Source organism: Curtobacterium sp. RM9, from assembly GCF_054956955.1.
The window spans coordinates 2,465,792-2,482,521 of record NZ_CM143271.1 but is presented as its reverse complement, the minus strand read 5'-3'; the positions used below and the strand labels follow the sequence as shown (position 1 = coordinate 2,482,521).

The window sequence follows — 16,730 nt, the reverse complement described above, 5'->3', positions numbered from 1 at the left end:
CGCGTGCGGCCGACGGCACGTCGCTCGGGTCAGCGCGGCCGTGGCGCACCTCGCTCAGGTCAGCGCGGTCGCCACGAGGTCGAGCACGGCCGCGGCGACCTCGGCCTTGCTGCCCGACGTCTCCCGCACGACCTCGCCGCCCGGCACGAGCACCTCGATCGCGTTCTCCTCGCGCTCGAACCCCTGCGACCACCCGACGTGGTTCACGACGAGCAGGTCGGCGGGCTTCCTGGTGATCTTCTGCCGGCCGAGTTCGATCCGCGCGTCGCGGTCCGGCTCGGTCTCGGCCGCGAACCCCACCACGATCTGCCCCGTCCGCCGCGCGGCCACGAGGTCCGCGAGCACGTCGGGGTTGCGCACGAGCTCGAGCGTCATCCGGTCGCCCTGCGCGTCCTTCTTGAGCTTCTCGGCGAGCACCTCGGCCGGGCGGTAGTCGGCGACCGCGGCGGTCATCACGACGACGTCCGACTCGGCGGCGGCGGCGTGCACCGCCTCGGCGAGCTCGAGCGCGGAGCCGACGGGCACGATCCGCGCGTCCAGCCCGGCGGTCAGCGAGCCGTCCAGGTTGGCGGCCACGAGGGTCACCTCCGCCCCGCGGCGTGCGGCGTCGGTGGCGATCGCGACGCCCTGGCGGCCGCTGGACCGGTTGCCGACGAAGCGGACCGGGTCGAAGGGCTCCCGGGTGCCGCCGGCGCTGACGAGGACGCGGACCCCGGCGAGGTCGCCCTGCTCGCCGCGGGCACCGGTGCCCGCGGCGTCGGTGCGGCCGACGGGCGTGCCGGTCGCGCCGGACGCGCCGGTCGCGTCGCTCGCGTCGGTCGTCCCGTCCTGGAGGCGCGGCTCGCCCTGCGCGGGTCGGCCCGCCCCGGTCGTCCGCACCGGCACCGACAGCGCGGCCGTCACGATGTCCTCGGGTTCCGCCATCCGGCCGATCCCGGCGTCGTCCCCGGTCAGCGCCCCGACCACGGGGCCCACGAACCGGACCCCGCGCTCGCGGAGCAGCGCGACGTTCGCCCGGGTGGCCGGGTGCTCCCACATCTGCGGGTGCATCGCGGGCGCCACGACGACGGGTGCCTCGGTCGCGAGCAGCGTGGTTCCGAGCAGGTCGCCCGCGAGGCCGGCGGCCATCCGGGCGAGCGAGTCCGCGGTCGCGGGCGCGATCACCACGAGGTCGGCGCGACGCCCGAGCGCGACGTGGCGCACCTCGGCGACGTCGTCCCAGACGCTCGTCGTGACGGGGTTCCGGCTCAGGGCCTCGAGCGTCGGCAGCCCGACGAAGCGCAGTGCGCCCTCGGTCGGGACGACGTGCACGTCGTGGCCACGCTTGACGAGGTCGCGGACGACCCCGACGGCCTTGTAGGCGGCGATGCCCCCGGTGATCCCGACGACGACGGTCAGACGGCGCTCTGGTGCTGCGTTCACGCCGGTCACGCTACCCGGGGCGCCGTGGGAGGATCGAGCCCATGTGCACCGTCGTCGTCCGCGTCGAACCCGGTACGGCCTGGCCGGTCACGGTCCTCGCCCTCCGCGACGAGTCGCCCGAGCGGCCGTGGGACCCACCGGCGGCGTGGTGGCCCGACCGCGACCCGGGGGTGCGCGGCGTGCGGGACCGCTCCGCCGGCGGCGCGTGGCTCGCAGCCTCCGACGACGCCGGGCTCGCGGTGGTGCTGAACCGCTCCGAACCGGTCGCGACCGTGGACGGCACCTGGACGACCCGGGGCGTGCTGCCGCTCGACGCCGTGGCGGACGGGCACCTGCCCGGCGACGGCGGCGAGCTGCCGACCACGCGGGCGTTCAACCTCGTCCGGGCGACCGCCGACGGCGCCGAGGTCCTGACCTGGGACGGCGCCGAGGTCCGGACGACCCCGCTCGGCCCCGGTGTGCACATGGTGACGCACGGCGAACCCGACGATCCGGAGGCCCCGCGCATCGCCCGCTGGCTCGGCGACTTCCGCGACGCCCCGGCGCCGACCGGACCGCCCGCACTCGCCCCGTTCGACGAACTCCGGGCCGCGGACGCCGGCGAGGAGCCCGGGGACGGCTGGGGAGGCTGGTTCGGGGTGCTCGCCGCGTCGGCCGCGCTGCCGACCGACGACCCCGACGCGATCCTCCGCGACGCACACGAGGCCGAGGGGCACGTCGCGACGCTGTCCATCGTCGCCGCGGCCGTCGGACCGGGTCGCACGGTGCTGCAGCACGCGCGCCTGGTCGAGCCGGGCCGCCTGGACGGCTCGGTCGAGCTGCACCGGGCCTGACCGCGACGCCGTCCGGAGCCCCGGGGCTTCCTGAGAGCAGCGGCAGCACCGATGGCGGCGCAGACCGAGACTCCGCGGGTACGGTCACGCCACGTGACCCCCACCACACGCTCCCTGCTCGCCACCGGCCTCGCCGCCGTCGCCGCGCTCGCACTCGTCGCCTGCGCCGAGGACCCGTCCGCGGCCTCGCAACCGGACCCGACCCCCACCGCCACCGGGCGCGCCTGGGACCACGCGCGCGGGGAACGCGTCGTGGTCGTCGGCGACTCGATCAGCGGCGGGCACGGGCTCACGCCCGAGCAGGCGTGGCCGTCCCTCCTCGCCCGGGCCGAGCACTGGCAGCTCACGAACCTGTCCTGCGACGGTGCGGGGGTCGTCGCACAGGGTGACCCGGACCAGTGCGCCAGTGCGTACCCGGGACTCGTCCGGCGCGCCGTGGACCTGCGGCCGCAGGTCGTGATCGTGCAGGCGAGCTCGAACGACCTCGGGCAGGACGCCGCCGCGGTGACCAGCGCCACCGACCAGACCGTGGCGCTCGTGCACCGGCTCGTCCCCGAGGCGCACGTCATCGGGCTGAGCGCGATCTGGAACGAGGACGCTCCGCCCGCCGAGCTGGGCACGATCTCGGCGGCACTGCGGACGGCGATCCGCGACGACGGCGGCACGTACGTCGACATCGGCGACCCGTTGCGCGGACACCCGGACTGGATGCAGTCCGACGACGTGCACCCGACGGAGCGCGGGCAGCAGGCGATCGAGGCGTCCGTCCGGTCGGCGTTCGCGAAGGACCACGTGCGCCTCTGACCGGGGCTCCGGCCGGGTCCGTCACGGACGAGGGTGTCCTGGACCCGCCGGGTCCGACGGACCGGACCCGGCGGGTCCGACGGACCCGGCGCGCGCGGTGGAGCCGGCGCGTGGCGGACCGGCGGCCGGCCGTGCAGGGTGCTGCGCGCCTCCAGACCGGAGGTGACCCGTCAGGCGGGCGGGCGCGTGTCGGTGAGGTCCTCGGCGACCGCCCAGAGCGACCGCGCGAGGTCGGCGCTCCGCGCGGACCGCGGGACGGACGCGTTCGTCGTCGGGCCGGTGAGCCCCAGGAAGCCGGCCGGTCCGTAGTACGCGCCGCCCGTCGCGTTCCGGCCGACGGCGGCGTAGAGCAGCGGCTCGGTGCCCTGCTCGACCGCCTGCGTGAAGGGCAGGGCGCGATCGTTCGAGCGGACCGGGGTCGAGCGACCGAGCGACCGGCCCGCCGACTGCAGGTTCGTGCGGGTGTAGCCGGGGTGTGCCGCGGTGCTCGTGAGGTCCCAGTCCTGCTCGACCGTGAGACGGTGCAGTTGCAGGGCGAGCAGCAGGTCGGCGAGCTTCGACTGCGCGTACGCGCGCCAGCCGTTGTAGCCGCGCTCCCACTGCAGGTCGTCGAACCGGATGCGGCCGGGGACCGCGGCGAGGCTGGACATCGTCGCGACGCGGGCGCCGGGCGTGCGGAGGAGGGTCGGCAGGAGCAGGTTCGTCAGCGCGAACGGGCCGAGGAAGTTCGTGCCGAACTGCAGCTCGAAGCCGTCCACGGTCTCGAAGCGCGTCGGGGGAGCCATCACGCCCGCGTTGTTCACGAGGACGTCGAGCGACCGGTCGTCGGCGGCGATGCCCGCGGCGAACCGGCGGACGCTGGCGAGGTCGGCGAGGTCGAGCTCGCGCACCTCGACGTCGGCGGACGGGTGCGCGGCACGGATGTCAGCGGCCGCCTGCTCGCCCTTCGACGGGGTGCGGACGGCGAGCACGACGCTGGCGCCGGCGGCGGCGAGTCGGGTCGCGGCCTCCTTGCCGGTGCCGCTGTTGGCTCCGGTGACGACGATGCGGCGGCCGGTCTGGTCGGGGATCTGCGGCATGGCGCGACCGTACTCCCGGGGGCTGCGTCGATGCTGCTCCGGTGCTATTGTTCATGCAAACGCATTGAAAGGGAGCCTCGCATGAGCAACGCATTCGGCACCGACCGTCCCTCGGACGTCCCGCCGCCCGCGCCCGACCGCGTCGGCCCGGTCCAGCTCGGCCTCGACACCTTCGGCGACGTCACCGAGCTCGCCGACGGCTCCCTGCAGTCCGACGCGCAGAGCATCCGCGACGTCGTCGACCAGGCCGTCCTCGCCGACCAGGTGGGCATCGACTTCATCGGCGTCGGCGAGCACCACCGCGCCGACTTCGTCGTCAGCGCGCCCGAGGTCGTCCTCGCCGCCGTCGCCGCCCGGACCTCGCGCATCCGCGTCGGGAGCGCCGTGACGGTGCTGTCGTCGGACGACCCGGTCCGCGTGTACGAGCGCTTCGCCACCGTCGACGCGATCTCGAACGGTCGTGCCGAGGTCATCCTCGGCCGCGGGTCCTTCACCGAGTCGTTCCCGCTGTTCGGGTACGACCTCGCCGACTACGAGGTCCTCTTCGAGGAGAAGCTGCAGCTCTGGAACGCCCTGCGCAGCGGCGACCGCGTCACCTGGTCCGGCACGAAGCGCGCGGCCCTCACCGAGCAGGACGTCTTCCCGAAGCTCGAACACGGTGCGATCCCGACCTGGATCGGCGTGGGCGGCTCGCCCCAGTCCGTCATCCGGGCGGCGTCGTACGGGCTCCCGCTGTTCCTCGCCATCATCGGTGGGCAGCCCGCGCAGTTCGCGCCGTTCTCCCGCCTCTACCGGCAGGCCCTGACGCAGCTCGAGCTCCCGCAGCAGCCCATCGCGATGCACTCGCCGGGCTTCGTCGCCGCCACCGACGAGGAGGCCGCCGAGCGCTACTGGCCGTACCACAAGGCCGTCACCGACCAGCTCGGCCGGGAGCGCGGCTGGCCCCCGCTCGACGTCGCCGGCTACCGCGCCTCGCTGTCCGCCGGGGGCTCGCTGTACGTCGGGTCGCCGGAGACCGTCGCGCGGAAGATCGCCCGGAACATGCGGATCCTCGGCGTCTCCCGGTTCGACATGCGCTACGCGACCGGCCGCCTGCCGCACGCAGACATGATGCGGTCGATCGAGCTGTACGGCACGCAGGTGGCCCCGCGGGTGCGGGAGCTCCTGGCGGAGCCGGTGCCGGTGCCGTAGGGGCGGTTGCGCGCTGCGCGCTCCGCGTGCGCGGTGCTGTCGCAGGGGTGCGGCTCGGCTCGGCGCGGCGCCGACTGGAGGCGCGGCTCGCCTCCCGACGACGGCTCACGGCAGCGCCGGGTACCGTCCACAGCATGGCGAGCCGCTCCGTCCCCCCGCACCTCGAACGTCGCTTCCGCGGCCGGATCATGGGCGTGGGCACGACCTCCGGCGTGCGGATCGTCGTCGGCATGTGGGAGCACTCGCCCTTCGGCGCGTTCACGGACGTCTTCCTCGAGCTCGCCGACGGCACGAGCGTGCTCCTCGCCCCCGACGAGATCGTGGCCGCGTACGTGTCCGGCACCTACCGCTTCGACACCGTCTCGGTCGTGGACGTCTCGGCACGGCGGACCGCGCGCGGACTCGAACTCTCCGCGGGCCCGCTCGAGGCATCGATCGACGTCGGGACGATCTCGCCGCTCGGGCGGGTGCTCCGCATCGTCCCGAAGCCGATCGCCCGCGACCCCCGGTGGCTCGCCGTGATCGACCCGATCGCGCGGTTGGTCGCCCCGGGATCGGGCACCGCCGGCTCAGCGGGCAACGGCCGCCGCGAGTACTACGGCGTCACCGGGGCGCACGACGTCACGGGCGTGCGCGGGACGTGGGCGGGGGAGCCGCTCGGATCCCTGGCGCCGCTCGACCCGCCCGTGCAGTTCGGCTTCGCGTCGATGCCGCGCATCCCGCAGGTCGTCGACGTCGAGACCACGATCCACGAGCCCGCCTGAGCCTCGGCGCCGCGCCGTGCCGCCTCGACGTCCCGCCGCCGCGCCCCACCCCGCGCGGCGCGCCTGGACGTGCCCAGCGTCGAGGGGCACACTGGCGGGAACGGAACGCGCCCGGGGGAGACCCGGCCGCACGTCGGGCACAACGGAGCGCACGACGCGAGAGGAGCACCATGACCGACACAGACGCAGACCAGCGCGCCGCCATCTCGGACATCGTCCACGGGGCACGAACGGCCCTGCTCACCACGGTCAGCGAGGACGGGCAGCTGCACGCCCGACCGCTGGCGGTCCAGGACAAGGCGTTCAACGGGACGCTGCGCTTCCTGGTGCAGGACGGCAGCGAGAAGGTCGACGACATCGCCCGGAACCCGCACGTGAACGTCGCGATCGAGTCGCAGGGCGGCTACCTGTCCATCGCCGGCACCGCGACGGTGACCCGCGACGAGGGCGTCATCGACGAGCTGTGGTCCCCGTTCGCCGAGGCCTGGTTCCCCGAAGGCCGGAACGACCCCTCGATCCGGCTGCTCACGGTCGAGGGTGACTCGGTCGAGTACTGGACGCAGGACACCGGCCCGGTCGGCAGCCTCGTGCAGACGCTCAAGGCGGCGCTCGGCAAGCAGTCGCAGCCCGACACCGGCCACCACGGCACGGTCGAGCTCTAGCGGGCGACCCCTGGGTGCTCGGCCCGGCTCACGGCGGGCCGAGCAACCACAGCACTGCGACGAGCACGGGCTGCCCGAGCAGCGCGCAGGTGACCAGGGTCCAGCGCATCCACGGCTTCGCGACGAGCTCGGGCGACCCGAACAGCGGCGCGAGCGGCATGAGGAGCCGCGGGGTCGAGGCCATCGGCAGGGACACCGCGAAGATGTACAGCGCGTACGCGGCCGAGAACAGCACCGTGGTCGACCCGAGCTGCCGGGTCGATCGGCGCAGCAGCCACACCGGGTAGGCCACGAGCAGGAACACGACGATGAGCACCCCGCCCACGCCGACCCAGCGCGCGGCGATGAGGAACCACGGCGTGAGCGGCATGAAGTCCACCCGCCCGATGAAGTTCACCCACCAGGACATCTCGGTCTGCAGGTAGGCGTCCGGCGTCCCGGTGACGTGTGCCGCGATGACGGGCCACGCGACCCCCGCCGCGACCATGACGAGCCCCGCGGCGACGACCTGCACCCGCTCGAGCACGGGGAAGGGGTCGATGGTCCGGGTGCCGTCCCCGACCGCGCGACGAGCGCGCACCCAGCGCACGAGCGCGACGAAGCCGAGGACGAGCGGGATGGCGAGCGCCCCCGGTCGGGTGAACGCGGCGACGACCCCGAGGAGCGTCAGGAGCCCGTAGCGCCGGTGCTCCAGCGCGAGCAGCGCACCGAAGGTCAGGGCGAGGAACATGCTCTCGGCGTAGCCGACCTGCAGCAGGAACGACAGCGGCCCGCAGGTGAAGAAGAAGACGGCCCACATCGCGGCACCGTGGCCGGCGTGGTCGCGGACGAGCCGGTGCAGCAGGAACGCGGCGACGAGGCCGGCGACGAGCGCGATCGCCGGTCCACCGACGTCGAACGGCACCCCGGTGGAGGCGGTCAGCGCCCGGATCGCGAACGGGAAGGCGGGCAGGAACGCCCAGGCGTTCTGCGTCACGTTGCCCGCGGCGTCGAGCGGCAGCGTGGTCGGGTAGCCGTGCACTGAGATCTGCTCGTAGTACTGGCCGTCCCACGCGGTCAGGAAGTTGAGGAAGCCGTGGCCGTTCCCCCAGATCGCGTTCTCCGGCAGCGCGCGTCCGATGAGGGGGAACGCGAGCGCGAGCCAGAACGACGAGAGGACACGACCGCCCGCCCACACGAGCAGCACCGCGGCCCAGGCCGGCAGGCTCGTGGCGAGGTCGACGATGCGCCGCCGGCTGCTGGCGACCGGCCGGGTGACCGTGCCGTCCAGGCGGCTCACCAGCGCGCTCCGCGACGTCCGGGCAGGGGGATGGGCACGGTACGACCCTAACCGCGCCAGCCTGGGCAGTGCGCGGCGCGGACGTGGCCCGCTCCGACCGGCCGGGAGGCGCGCCGCACGTTGTGCATGACGGAACCGGAAGGACGTGTGGCCGGTTCCACGGCAGTCGGCCCGCCTAGCCTGGACGCGCCCAGCACCGACCTCGAGGAGCCCACCGTGCCGAAGACCGCCATCGTGACCGACAACGCCCCGAAGCCCGCCGGCCCCTACAGCCAGGGGATCGTCGCGAACGGCTTCCTCTACACCGCGGGCTTCGGCCCGCAGGACCCGGCCACGGGCGCGATGGCCGACGACGTCGCGGGACAGACCGCCCAGGTGCTCGCGAACATCCGCGCGGTGCTCGCCGAGCACGGCGCGACGCTGGACGACGTCGTCAAGTCGACCGTGCACCTCGAGCACTCGGACCGCGACTTCCCGGCCTTCAACGAGGAGTACGCCGAGCACTTCACGCAGCCGTACCCGGTCCGCACCACCGTGCAGTCGCACCTCGCGGGCATCCTCGTCGAGATCGACGTCGTCGCCGTGCTCCCCACCACCGGAGCCTGAGCGGAACCTCACCGACCCCCGGCGCCGGCACCGTCCCGACGGACACCGGTGCCGGGGGTCGCGTGCGTTCGTGCACCGTCTGCGAGCACCGGTGCCCCGGCGACGAGGACGTCGTCGATGCCCTCGGCGAGCTGCATCGGTGCGGCGTAGGTCGAGCGCGCCGCGACCCGCGCGGGGTCCACGACCACGAGGTCGGCCACGGCGCCGGGCCGGACGACACCACGATCGCCGAGCCGGAGCACGTCGACCGCGGTGCCGGAGAGGTGCCGCGCGGCCTCCCCCCAACCGAGGCGACCGGGCACGACGTACTCCTCGAGGTACCGCGCGAAGGTGCCGTACGCCCGCGGGTGCGGGTGTGAGCCGACGAAGATGCCGTCCGACCCGGCGGTGTGTCCCGGTGCGCGGAACAGCGGCGCGAGGTCGTCCGCGGTCCGGGGGCGGGGCACCCGCATCACCACGGTGACCTGCAGTGCCGAGTCGACGAGCACGTCGAGCGCGAGGTCGACCGGGTCGGTCCCGACGGCACGGGCGGCCTCGGCGAGGGTCCGGCCCTGCAGCGCGTGGAAGGCCGCGGCCGGCACGTGCGACAGCGTCACCTGGTCGGCCCATCCGGTGCCGAGGTCCGCGCGCCCGAGCACCCGGTCGAGCACCGCGGCCCGGACGCGCTCGCGGCCGTCCGGGTCGGCGAGCGTCCGCTCGAGGTCCGACGTCCCCGGACGCGCGAGCTCGGCGGGCAGGAGCAGCATCGACAGGATCGTGCACCCGCGCGAGTACGGGTAGGCGTCGAAGGTGAGCGGGACGCCCGTGCTCGCCAGGTCGTCGAGCGCGTCGAGGAGCAGCTCGACCGGGCCGTGCAGGTGCGAGACGTGCGCGCGGACGCCGGATGCGCGGACGATGCCGGCGACCTCGTCGAGGCCGGCGCGGGCGTTGCCCTCGTACCCGCCGCGCATGTGGGTGACGTACACCCCGTCGACCGCGGCGACCTCCCGGCACAGCTCCGCGAGCTCTGATGCGTCGGCGTACAGCCCGGGCACGTAGTCGAGGCCCGAGGCGAGCCCGGCGGCGCCCTCGGCGAGCCCCCGGCGGACGAGCGACCGCATCGCGGCGAGCTCCTCGGCGGAGGCGGGGCGTGGGTCGTCGCCGAGCACCTCGTGGCGGACGGTACCGGCGGGTACCAGCGTCGCGACGTTGAGCGGGGTCGTGCCGTCGTACGTGCCCAGGAGCTCGCGGGTACCGCCTCCGGTCCACCTCGGGTGGGCGCCGTCGATCGCGGCGAAGTACCGGTCGGCGTACGAGCCGTCGCCCGGGGCCGGTCCGACCCCGTCCTGTCCGGTGACGACGGTCGTGACGCCCTGCCGGAGCAGGGCGGTCTGCACGTCCTCGTCGAACAGGCGCGAGCCCGCGTGCGAGTGCGCGTCGACGAAGCCCGGCAGGACGAGGCGCTCGCCGCAGTCGACGGTCCTCGTGCCGATCGGGACGTCGAGCCCGGTGCCGACGGCCCGGATCGTGCCGTCCACGACGAGCACGTCGGCGCGCTCGGGGTCCGGAGCGCTCCCGGTGACGACCGAGCCACCACGGAGCAGCACCGGACCGGTTGCCAGCCCGGGCGGGGTCATCGGGCGAGGCCCGCCACGAGTCGTTCGGCCCGGGTACGCAGACCGTCGAGGTCGCCGGAGGTCAGCGCGTCACCGACGAGCGGGGAGCCGAGCCCGACCGCGATCGCTCCCGCTGCGAGGTACTCCGCGGCGTCGTCGACCCCGATGCCCCCGGTCGGCACGACGTCCACGAAGTCGAGCGGCGCGAGCACCTGGCGCAGGTAGGCGGGGCCGCCGAGCTGGGCCACGGGGAACACCTTCACCGCGCGGGCCCCGAGCCGCCAGGCGGTGACGATCTCGGTCGGCGTCGCCGCGCCGGGGTACCACCCGAGTCCCCGTTCGTGCACGCGTTGCCCGACCACCGGGTCGAGGTGCGGGCTGACCGCGAAGGTGGCACCCGCGGCGGCGGCCTCGTCGACCTGTCGCACGTCGAGCACCGTGCCGACGCCGACCGCGGCACGCGCGCCGTACCGCTCGGCAGCCCAGGCGATGCCCTCCCGCCAGCGCGGGGTGTTCGTGGTCAGCTCGATCGCGGTGACCCCGGCTTCGACGAGGGTGGCCACGACGCCCTCGACGTGTTCACCGGTGCCGCCGCGGAGCACCGCGACCGTGGGGCCCGCGGCGTGCCGGTGGCGGACCGTACCGGCGGCGACCCGGGAGGGCGTGCTGCTCGTGCCGCTCGTGCTGGTGGTGGTGTCCGGCATGGTGTCCGTCCTCCGGAGATCGAGATCGAGGTCGTCGTCGTGGTGGTCGCCGTGCGGGGTCATCGGTCGACCCGGTCGTGCACGGTGGGGTCAGGATCGGCATCAGGACCACGACCGCGCCCTGGCTGGGCATCGGGGTCGGATGCGGCATCGCGACCGGGCGCACCGACGGACCCGGTCGGGCCGGCCACTGCGGGTCGGCCCCCGCTGCCCGGCGATCGCCAGTCGCCCTCGACCGTGCAGGCCAGTGCTCCGGCGTCGGCTGCGCGGTCGAGCGCCGCCCGGGCGTCCGCGCCGTGCAGCACCGCCGCCAGCCAGGCCGCGACGAAGGCATCGCCGGCACCGACCGGGTCGACCACGCGCACCGGGGTCGCCGGTCGGCGCAGCAGGACCCCGTCGATCGACGCGACGGCTCCGCGCGACCCGAGCTTCACCACCGCACGCCCCTGGGCGAGCGCAGCGAGGTCGTGGGCCAGGCGCTCCTCCTCGCCGTCGTCACCGGGAGCGGGCTCGTCCCGCCCGAGGACCAGTCGTGCTTCGTCGTCCCCGGCGAACAGGATCGCTGCCCGGGCAGCGACCTCGCGGTAGCGCTCCCGGGCACGTTCGGCAGCGAGGAGCTTGGGGCGGTGGTTGACGTCGAAGGACACGGGCACCCCGGCGGCGTCGGCACGATCGAGCACGGCATGCACGGCGGCCCGTGCGGTGTCGGAGAGCGCGAGGGTGATGCCCGAGCAGTGCACGAGGGCCGCCCGCTCCACGGCACCCACCGGGACGTCGGCGGCGGTGAGCGCCGAGCCGGCCGAACCGCGGCGGTGGTAGGTGACGCGCGTGCGACCGTCCGGCAGTCGTTCCTTCATCATCAGGCCGGTCGAGCGCTCCGGGTCACGGACCGCGACGGTGTCGACGCCGGCCCCCGCGACGTCACGCAGCACCCGGTCACCGGCGGGGTCGGCGCCGACACGGCCGACCCAGGTGGTCGGGACGCCGGCACGCACCAGGCCCGCCGCGACGTTGCTCTCCGCACCGCCGCTGTCGATCCGCAGGTGCTCGAGGTCGGGGAGGGCGCCGACGCCACCTCCGGTGAGGAGGAGCATCGTCTCACCGAGGGTGAGCACGGACCCGGTCATCGGTTCCCCCGTGTGAGTGCGAGCCGGGCGGACGACGACCCCAGGGCGACGGAGATCTCGCGCGCGGTGCGGACCACGCCGTCCCCGAGCTCGCGGACGGCCGCCGCCGGGAAGCGGGACGCGAGGCCGGAGATGCTCATCGCCCCGACGACCTGGTTGGCGTGGTCGAACACCGGGGCGGCGACGCAGCGGATGTCGGGCTCGTTCTCGCGGTCGTCGATGCCGTACCCACGGCCGTGGGTGCGCTCGACCTCGGCACGCCACCGGTCGTCGTCGACGATCGTGTGGTCCGTCATCGACACCGCCGGCTCGGCCAGGACGCGGTCGAGCAACTCGGGTTCGCCGAACGCGACGATCGCCTTGCCGGAGGCCGTGTTCCGCATCGGCAGTCGGTTGCCGATCCGCGACCCCATCCGGACGGTGCCGCGGGTCTCGACCTTGTCGACGTAGACGATGTCGGTGCCGTCGGGGACGACGAGGTGGCAGGTCAGGCCGGTCTGCTCGGCCGTGCGTCGGAGGAACGGGGCCGCGGCGGCGCGCAGGTCGATCCCCTCGAGGTAGCTCTGCCCGAGCAGCAGCGCTCCGAGCCCGAGCGTGAAGCCGGCGTCCGCGGTCCGGCGCAGCAGGTCGTTCTCGACCATCGGGGCGGTGAGCCGGAGCACCGTGGACTTCGCCGTGCCGAGTTCGGCGGCGAGTGCGGTGAGGGACACCGAGGGTTCCCCGTTCCGGGTGCGGTCGGCGATGCAGTCGAGCAGCCGCAGACCCCGGCGCAGCGAGAGGGCGGCGTTCCGGACGGGAGCATCGGGTTCCGCGGGCGTGACCGGCGTCGTCGCGCGCATCAGAACCACGTCCCGATCGTGTCGAGGACGGTGTCGTCGTCGGCGAGGACGAGGACCTCGCGCCACTTGTCGAACACCGTGCACGGATGCGAGGCGCCGAACACCACGACGTCGCCCGGCGTCAGGACGGGGCCGTCGGCGATCACCGCGAGGTACGCGTGCTGGTCGTCGAGGCGGGTGACGGTGACCGCCCCGGGTGGTGGGACGACGTCGGTGACCGGCGCCGCGCCTCCAGACCGGTCGGTCGCGGAGGCAGACCTGACCGACCGGACCACGGGGAGTCCCTCGTCGAAGGAGATGTCCCGCTTGCCGACCGCGGCGAGGGCCAGGCCGGGCTCGGGGCACGAGGTGACGCGGCCCCACACCTCGATCGCGGGGCGGAGCGAGCCCTCGTCGGGGTGGCGCCCGAACGGCGTGCGTGCCGCGTAGAAGCCGTCGTCGTGCGTGAGGTACGCACCCGAGCGGACCAGGACGTCCAGATCGGCGGGGCGGTCGGCGACCGCCTCGGCGACGGCGTCGAACCAGGCGCTGCCACCCATGCTGAGGAGCACCCGTGGCGTGTCGACGAGGCTCCGGACGGCGACCGCGACGGCGAGCACGCCCTCGACGTAGGCACGCGCGGCGTCGACGCCAGGGAGACCGCCCTCGTACCCGGCCACCCCGCGGAGGACGAGTCCGGCGTCGTGGACGGTGCCGGCGAGCGCGACGGCGTCGTCGGCCGACCGGACGCCGGTGCGACCGCCGGGGAACCCGACCTCGACGAGCACGTGCACCAGGCCCCCGACGGCGTCCTGCGCCGCACGGGCGGCTGCGACGCCGGCGGGGGAGTCGACCCAGCAGACCACGTCCGCGTCGGCAGCGGCTGCACCGCGGGAGGCGAGCCAGGCGAGCCCGGCCGGGTCGAGCACCTCGTTCGCGACGACGATCCGGTGGATGCCGTGCTCCCACGCGACCATCGCCTGCTGGACGGAGGCGACCGTGACGCCCCAGGCACCGGCGGCGACCTGGCGGTCGGCGAGTGCGGGGGCCATGTGGGTCTTCATGTGCGGCGCGAGGAGGAAGCCGTGCCGGTCGATCCAGTCCTGCATGACCGCGGTGTTGTGCGCAAGAGCGGACTCCCGGAGGGTCATCACCGGGAGCAGCGCGTGCTCGAGGACGTGTCGGCCCGCGGGAGCGCCCGGCAGGGGTGCGCCCTTCGTGGTGACCGTCCCCGGATCGGTCGTGGTCGTCATCGCGCCTCCTGTGCTCCGTGCGGTGCCACCACGGTCGCGCGGGGTGGTCGGGCGAGGCAACGCCCTCGTCACGCCCATTCTGCGGTGCAGAACCTCAGCCGCGCAGCGCAGACCGCGGGTCGCTCGTCGTGCCGGTCCGCCGCCGGGGAAACCGAGCGGGCATAGCATTCGGGGGAGATGACGACGACGGCGACGACACGACGGCGGGGCAGCACGGCGGTGGCCGTGCTCGTCGCGGGCACCTTCTTCATGGAGCTCCTGGACGGCACGATCCTGGCGACCGCGGCGCCGGCGATGGGACGCGACCTCGGGGTGGACTCCGCGGCCGTCGGCGTCGCGATCACCGCCTACCTCGTCACGCTCGCGGTCTTCATCCCGGTCAGCGGCTGGCTCACGGACCGGGTCGGGTCCCGGACGGTGTTCGCGGGGGCGATCGCGCTGTTCACCGTCGCGTCCGGGCTGTGTGCCCTGTCGACCGGGCTCGTCGACCTCACGGTCTGGCGCATCCTGCAGGGGCTCGGCGGCGCGCTGATGGTGCCCGTCGGCCGGCTCGTCGTGCTCCGCGGCGCCGGGCGCGACCAACTCGTCACCGCGATCGCCATCCTGACCTGGCCGGCGCTCGCGGCGCCGATCATCGCGCCGTTCGTCGGTGGCGTGCTCGTCGACACCCTGACCTGGCACTGGATCTTCCTCGTCAACCTGCCGCTCGGCGTCATCGCGTTCGTCGCCGCCCTGGTCCTCGTGCCGCAGGAGCGCGCGGCCGAGCGGGTGCCGTTCGACTGGTTCGGCTCGTTGCTCGCCTGCTTCGGCCTCGGCGCCCTCGTCGTGATGGCCTCCCTGCTCGCACTCGACACGATCCCCGTGGTCGCCGTCGTGGTCGCCGGGATCGTGGGAGCCGCGTGCTGCTGGGCGGCGGTGTGGCACTTCCGCCGCGCGCCGCACCCGATCATGGGGCTCGACGCCTTCCGCCTCGAGACCTTCCGTGTCTCGCACGCCGGCGGCTCCCTCTTCCGGCTCGCCGTCTCCGCCGTGCCCTTCGTGCTGCCGCTGCTCTTCCAGGACGCCTGGGGCTGGAGCGCCGTACTCGCCGGGTCCGCCGTGCTCTGGGTCTTCGTCGGCAACCTCGGGATCAAGCCGATGACGACGCCGTTCCTCCGCTGGTTCGGGTACCGGCCGGTGATCGTCGTGTCGAGCGCCGTCGCCGCGCTGAGCGTCGTCGCGATGGTGTTCATGACCGAGGACACCCCGTTCTGGCTCCTCGCCGCGCTGCTCGTCGTGAGCGGGGCCGCCCGGTCGGTCGGGTTCACGGCCTACAACACCATCGCGTTCGCCGACGTCGAGCAGGCGGACATGACTCCCGCGAACACCTTGTCGTCGACGCTGCAGCAGACCGCCGCGGGCTTCGGGGTCGCGGTCGCCGCCGTGGCCATCCGGGCTGCCGCCGGGCTGGGCGGAACGGGCCCCTACGACGTCGCGTTCTGGGTGATCGCCGTGCTGCTCGTCGTCGCGTGCGTCGAGGGCGTGCTGATGAGCCGGACCGCCGGCGAGACCGTGCGACCGGTGCGCCGCGTCCGGGTCTGACCCGGCCGTCATCCGTTCCCGACCCGGTCACACGCACGCAACTCGCGCCGCGCTACAGTCTCAGCTACCGCTTGCGGTGGCCGAGTACCGTTGCCGCGGCAGGGGACCTGGAACACCCGGAACAGGAAGGCAGCATGGCCGCGCCAGAACAGCAGGGCACGATCACCGCCGGCACGGCGGCGGAGCCGACCGCCCTGCGCGTCGTCAGCTACAACCTCCGCGAGCACACCGCGAACGGTGAACTCGCCGCCCTCGCCGAGTCGTCCCAGGCCGACGTCCTCTGTGTGCAGGAGTGCGACAGCAACGACCTCGCGCCGAGCATCGCGGGCCTGCAGCTCGCGGCGTCCACCAAGACGAACCGCCTCGGCCTCGCGATCTACGTGCGTGCCGAACGCTTCGAGGTGCAGGACTTCAGCATCCACTCGCTGCAGAAGTCGCTGCACGACCGGGTCCTCGCGCCCGCGCACGAGCGGCTCATCGCGATGCACCTCCGCGACACCGAGGCCGACGCCGAGGTCATCGTGGCGTCCTTCCACGCCTCGCCCCTGACCGCCACGAACTCGCTCCGTCGCAAGCAGATCGAGGCCGCGCACCAGTTCGTCCGCGACCTGTCGAACGAGGCCCCGGCGATCATGGTCGGCGACTTCAACTACCCGTGGTTCCAGACGAACCTGCGCCGGAAGATCGAGGAGCACGGCTTCGCGCTGTCGCTGTCCGACCAGCCGACGTACCTGCGCTACCGGAAGTTCACCGGTCACTTCGACTTCGCCACGAGCGTTGGGTTGCACATCGCGGGCGTGGAGACCCTGCCCGCGGGCATCTCCGACCACCGGCCGATCCTCGTCCGGGCGCACTACGAGCACCCTGGTGCGACGGGCGCCGTCACGACCGTCGAGGCCCCCGCCGCCTGACGCGCGCGTCGCGGCGCGACGGCGTCAGTGTCCGAACCGAGTGTGCAGGACGCGCCGCGCGCGTGTCGTCGCCTGGGCAGGATCCGTCGGCGGGCCGCGCC

Annotated in this window: 16 protein-coding genes; 8 read left to right on the top strand and 8 right to left on the bottom strand. The window is 74.3% G+C overall.

Annotation, left to right across the window (positions count from 1 at the left end):
* Window positions 1-54: 54 nt before the first annotated feature.
* Entirely contained in the window at window positions 55-1,398 is a 1,344-nt protein-coding gene (locus ACY3FI_RS11745) for a bifunctional phosphopantothenoylcysteine decarboxylase/phosphopantothenate synthase (protein ID WP_462550357.1), read from the bottom strand.
* A gap of 65 nt (window positions 1,399-1,463) precedes the next feature.
* Between ACY3FI_RS11745 and ACY3FI_RS11740 the strand changes: the two genes are divergently transcribed.
* Window positions 1,464-2,255 carry an NRDE family protein gene (locus ACY3FI_RS11740; protein WP_462547711.1) on the top strand — a complete coding sequence of 264 codons (792 nt, stop codon included), beginning with the start codon at window positions 1,464-1,466 and terminating at the stop codon, window positions 2,253-2,255.
* 93 nt (window positions 2,256-2,348) lie between these two features.
* Complete coding sequence (locus tag ACY3FI_RS11735; RefSeq protein WP_462547710.1) at window positions 2,349-3,059, top strand: SGNH/GDSL hydrolase family protein; 711 nt, start codon at window positions 2,349-2,351, stop codon at window positions 3,057-3,059.
* 170 nt (window positions 3,060-3,229) lie between these two features.
* On the opposite strand, the gene ACY3FI_RS11730 is transcribed toward ACY3FI_RS11735, so the two are convergent.
* Window positions 3,230-4,138, bottom strand: coding sequence for an SDR family oxidoreductase (locus ACY3FI_RS11730; RefSeq protein ID WP_462547709.1), 909 nt, complete (start codon window positions 4,136-4,138; stop codon window positions 3,230-3,232).
* An 81-nt stretch (window positions 4,139-4,219) separates the two neighbouring features.
* On the opposite strand from ACY3FI_RS11730, the gene ACY3FI_RS11725 reads away from it, so the two are divergent.
* From ACY3FI_RS11725 to ACY3FI_RS11715, 3 genes are all read left to right on the top strand, one after another.
* A complete protein-coding gene (locus ACY3FI_RS11725; protein ID WP_462547708.1) occupies window positions 4,220-5,329 on the top strand; it encodes an LLM class flavin-dependent oxidoreductase in 1,110 nt (369 codons plus the stop codon).
* 134 nt (window positions 5,330-5,463) lie between these two features.
* Entirely contained in the window at window positions 5,464-6,093 is a 630-nt protein-coding gene (locus ACY3FI_RS11720; protein ID WP_462547707.1) for a hypothetical protein, read from the top strand.
* A gap of 170 nt (window positions 6,094-6,263) precedes the next feature.
* On the top strand, window positions 6,264-6,755 hold the full coding sequence (locus ACY3FI_RS11715; RefSeq protein WP_462547706.1) for a pyridoxamine 5'-phosphate oxidase family protein: 492 nt from the start codon (window positions 6,264-6,266) through the stop codon (window positions 6,753-6,755).
* Between the two features lie 28 nt (window positions 6,756-6,783).
* Here the strand turns inward: ACY3FI_RS11715 and ACY3FI_RS11710 are convergent, their stop codons facing one another.
* The gene (locus tag ACY3FI_RS11710; protein ID WP_462547704.1) at window positions 6,784-8,034 is read right to left on the bottom strand and encodes a putative hexosyltransferase; all 1,251 of its coding nucleotides are present in this window, start codon (window positions 8,032-8,034) and stop codon (window positions 6,784-6,786) included.
* Window positions 8,035-8,250: 216 nt separating this feature from the next.
* Between ACY3FI_RS11710 and ACY3FI_RS11705 the strand changes: the two genes are divergently transcribed.
* Complete coding sequence (locus ACY3FI_RS11705) at window positions 8,251-8,640, top strand: RidA family protein (RefSeq protein ID WP_462547703.1); 390 nt, start codon at window positions 8,251-8,253, stop codon at window positions 8,638-8,640.
* 8 nt (window positions 8,641-8,648) lie between these two features.
* Here ACY3FI_RS11705 and ACY3FI_RS11700 read toward each other — a convergent pair whose 3' ends face one another.
* Genes ACY3FI_RS11700 through ACY3FI_RS11680 form a run of 5 tightly spaced genes read right to left on the bottom strand, consistent with a single transcriptional unit; the run spans window position 8,649 to window position 14,137 of the window.
* The gene (locus tag ACY3FI_RS11700) at window positions 8,649-10,256 is read right to left on the bottom strand and encodes an N-acyl-D-amino-acid deacylase family protein (protein WP_462547702.1); all 1,608 of its coding nucleotides are present in this window, start codon (window positions 10,254-10,256) and stop codon (window positions 8,649-8,651) included.
* Window positions 10,253-10,939 (bottom strand): bifunctional 4-hydroxy-2-oxoglutarate aldolase/2-dehydro-3-deoxy-phosphogluconate aldolase, encoded by a 687-nt coding sequence (locus tag ACY3FI_RS11695; protein ID WP_462547701.1) that lies wholly within the window; start codon window positions 10,937-10,939, stop codon window positions 10,253-10,255. Before ACY3FI_RS11695 ends, ACY3FI_RS11700 begins: the two co-directional genes overlap by 4 nt.
* 59 nt (window positions 10,940-10,998) lie before the next feature.
* Window positions 10,999-12,066 (bottom strand): sugar kinase, encoded by a 1,068-nt coding sequence (locus ACY3FI_RS11690; protein ID WP_462547700.1) that lies wholly within the window; start codon window positions 12,064-12,066, stop codon window positions 10,999-11,001.
* On the bottom strand, window positions 12,063-12,905 hold the full coding sequence (locus tag ACY3FI_RS11685; RefSeq protein WP_462550356.1) for an IclR family transcriptional regulator: 843 nt from the start codon (window positions 12,903-12,905) through the stop codon (window positions 12,063-12,065). The genes ACY3FI_RS11690 and ACY3FI_RS11685 overlap by 4 nt, the downstream gene beginning before the upstream one ends.
* The gene (locus ACY3FI_RS11680) at window positions 12,905-14,137 is read right to left on the bottom strand and encodes an alanine racemase (RefSeq protein ID WP_462547699.1); all 1,233 of its coding nucleotides are present in this window, start codon (window positions 14,135-14,137) and stop codon (window positions 12,905-12,907) included. Before ACY3FI_RS11680 ends, ACY3FI_RS11685 begins: the two co-directional genes overlap by 1 nt.
* 177 nt (window positions 14,138-14,314) lie before the next feature.
* Between ACY3FI_RS11680 and ACY3FI_RS11675 the strand changes: the two genes are divergently transcribed.
* Together ACY3FI_RS11675 and ACY3FI_RS11670 are read left to right on the top strand one after the other, a co-directional pair.
* Window positions 14,315-15,718 (top strand): MFS transporter, encoded by a 1,404-nt coding sequence (locus ACY3FI_RS11675; protein WP_462547698.1) that lies wholly within the window; start codon window positions 14,315-14,317, stop codon window positions 15,716-15,718.
* 134 nt (window positions 15,719-15,852) lie between these two features.
* Window positions 15,853-16,629 (top strand): endonuclease/exonuclease/phosphatase family protein, encoded by a 777-nt coding sequence (locus tag ACY3FI_RS11670; protein WP_462547697.1) that lies wholly within the window; start codon window positions 15,853-15,855, stop codon window positions 16,627-16,629.
* The last annotated feature ends 101 nt before the right edge of the window (window positions 16,630-16,730 follow it).

Coding starts and splice junctions, on each gene's coding strand:
- ACY3FI_RS11740 (WP_462547711.1), top strand. CDS start 1,464: ATGTGCACCGTCGTCGTCCGCGTCGAACCCGGTACGGCCTGGCCGGTC.
- ACY3FI_RS11730 (WP_462547709.1), bottom strand. CDS start 4,138: ATGCCGCAGATCCCCGACCAGACCGGCCGCCGCATCGTCGTCACCGGA.
- ACY3FI_RS11725 (WP_462547708.1), top strand. CDS start 4,220: ATGAGCAACGCATTCGGCACCGACCGTCCCTCGGACGTCCCGCCGCCC.
- ACY3FI_RS11720 (WP_462547707.1), top strand. CDS start 5,464: ATGGCGAGCCGCTCCGTCCCCCCGCACCTCGAACGTCGCTTCCGCGGC.
- ACY3FI_RS11715 (WP_462547706.1), top strand. CDS start 6,264: ATGACCGACACAGACGCAGACCAGCGCGCCGCCATCTCGGACATCGTC.
- ACY3FI_RS11700 (WP_462547702.1), bottom strand. CDS start 10,256: ATGACCCCGCCCGGGCTGGCAACCGGTCCGGTGCTGCTCCGTGGTGGC.
- ACY3FI_RS11695 (WP_462547701.1), bottom strand. CDS start 10,939: ATGCCGGACACCACCACCAGCACGAGCGGCACGAGCAGCACGCCCTCC.
- ACY3FI_RS11690 (WP_462547700.1), bottom strand. CDS start 12,066: ATGACCGGGTCCGTGCTCACCCTCGGTGAGACGATGCTCCTCCTCACC.
- ACY3FI_RS11685 (WP_462550356.1), bottom strand. CDS start 12,905: ATGCGCGCGACGACGCCGGTCACGCCCGCGGAACCCGATGCTCCCGTC.
- ACY3FI_RS11680 (WP_462547699.1), bottom strand. CDS start 14,137: ATGACGACCACGACCGATCCGGGGACGGTCACCACGAAGGGCGCACCC.
- ACY3FI_RS11675 (WP_462547698.1), top strand. CDS start 14,315: ATGACGACGACGGCGACGACACGACGGCGGGGCAGCACGGCGGTGGCC.
- ACY3FI_RS11670 (WP_462547697.1), top strand. CDS start 15,853: ATGGCCGCGCCAGAACAGCAGGGCACGATCACCGCCGGCACGGCGGCG.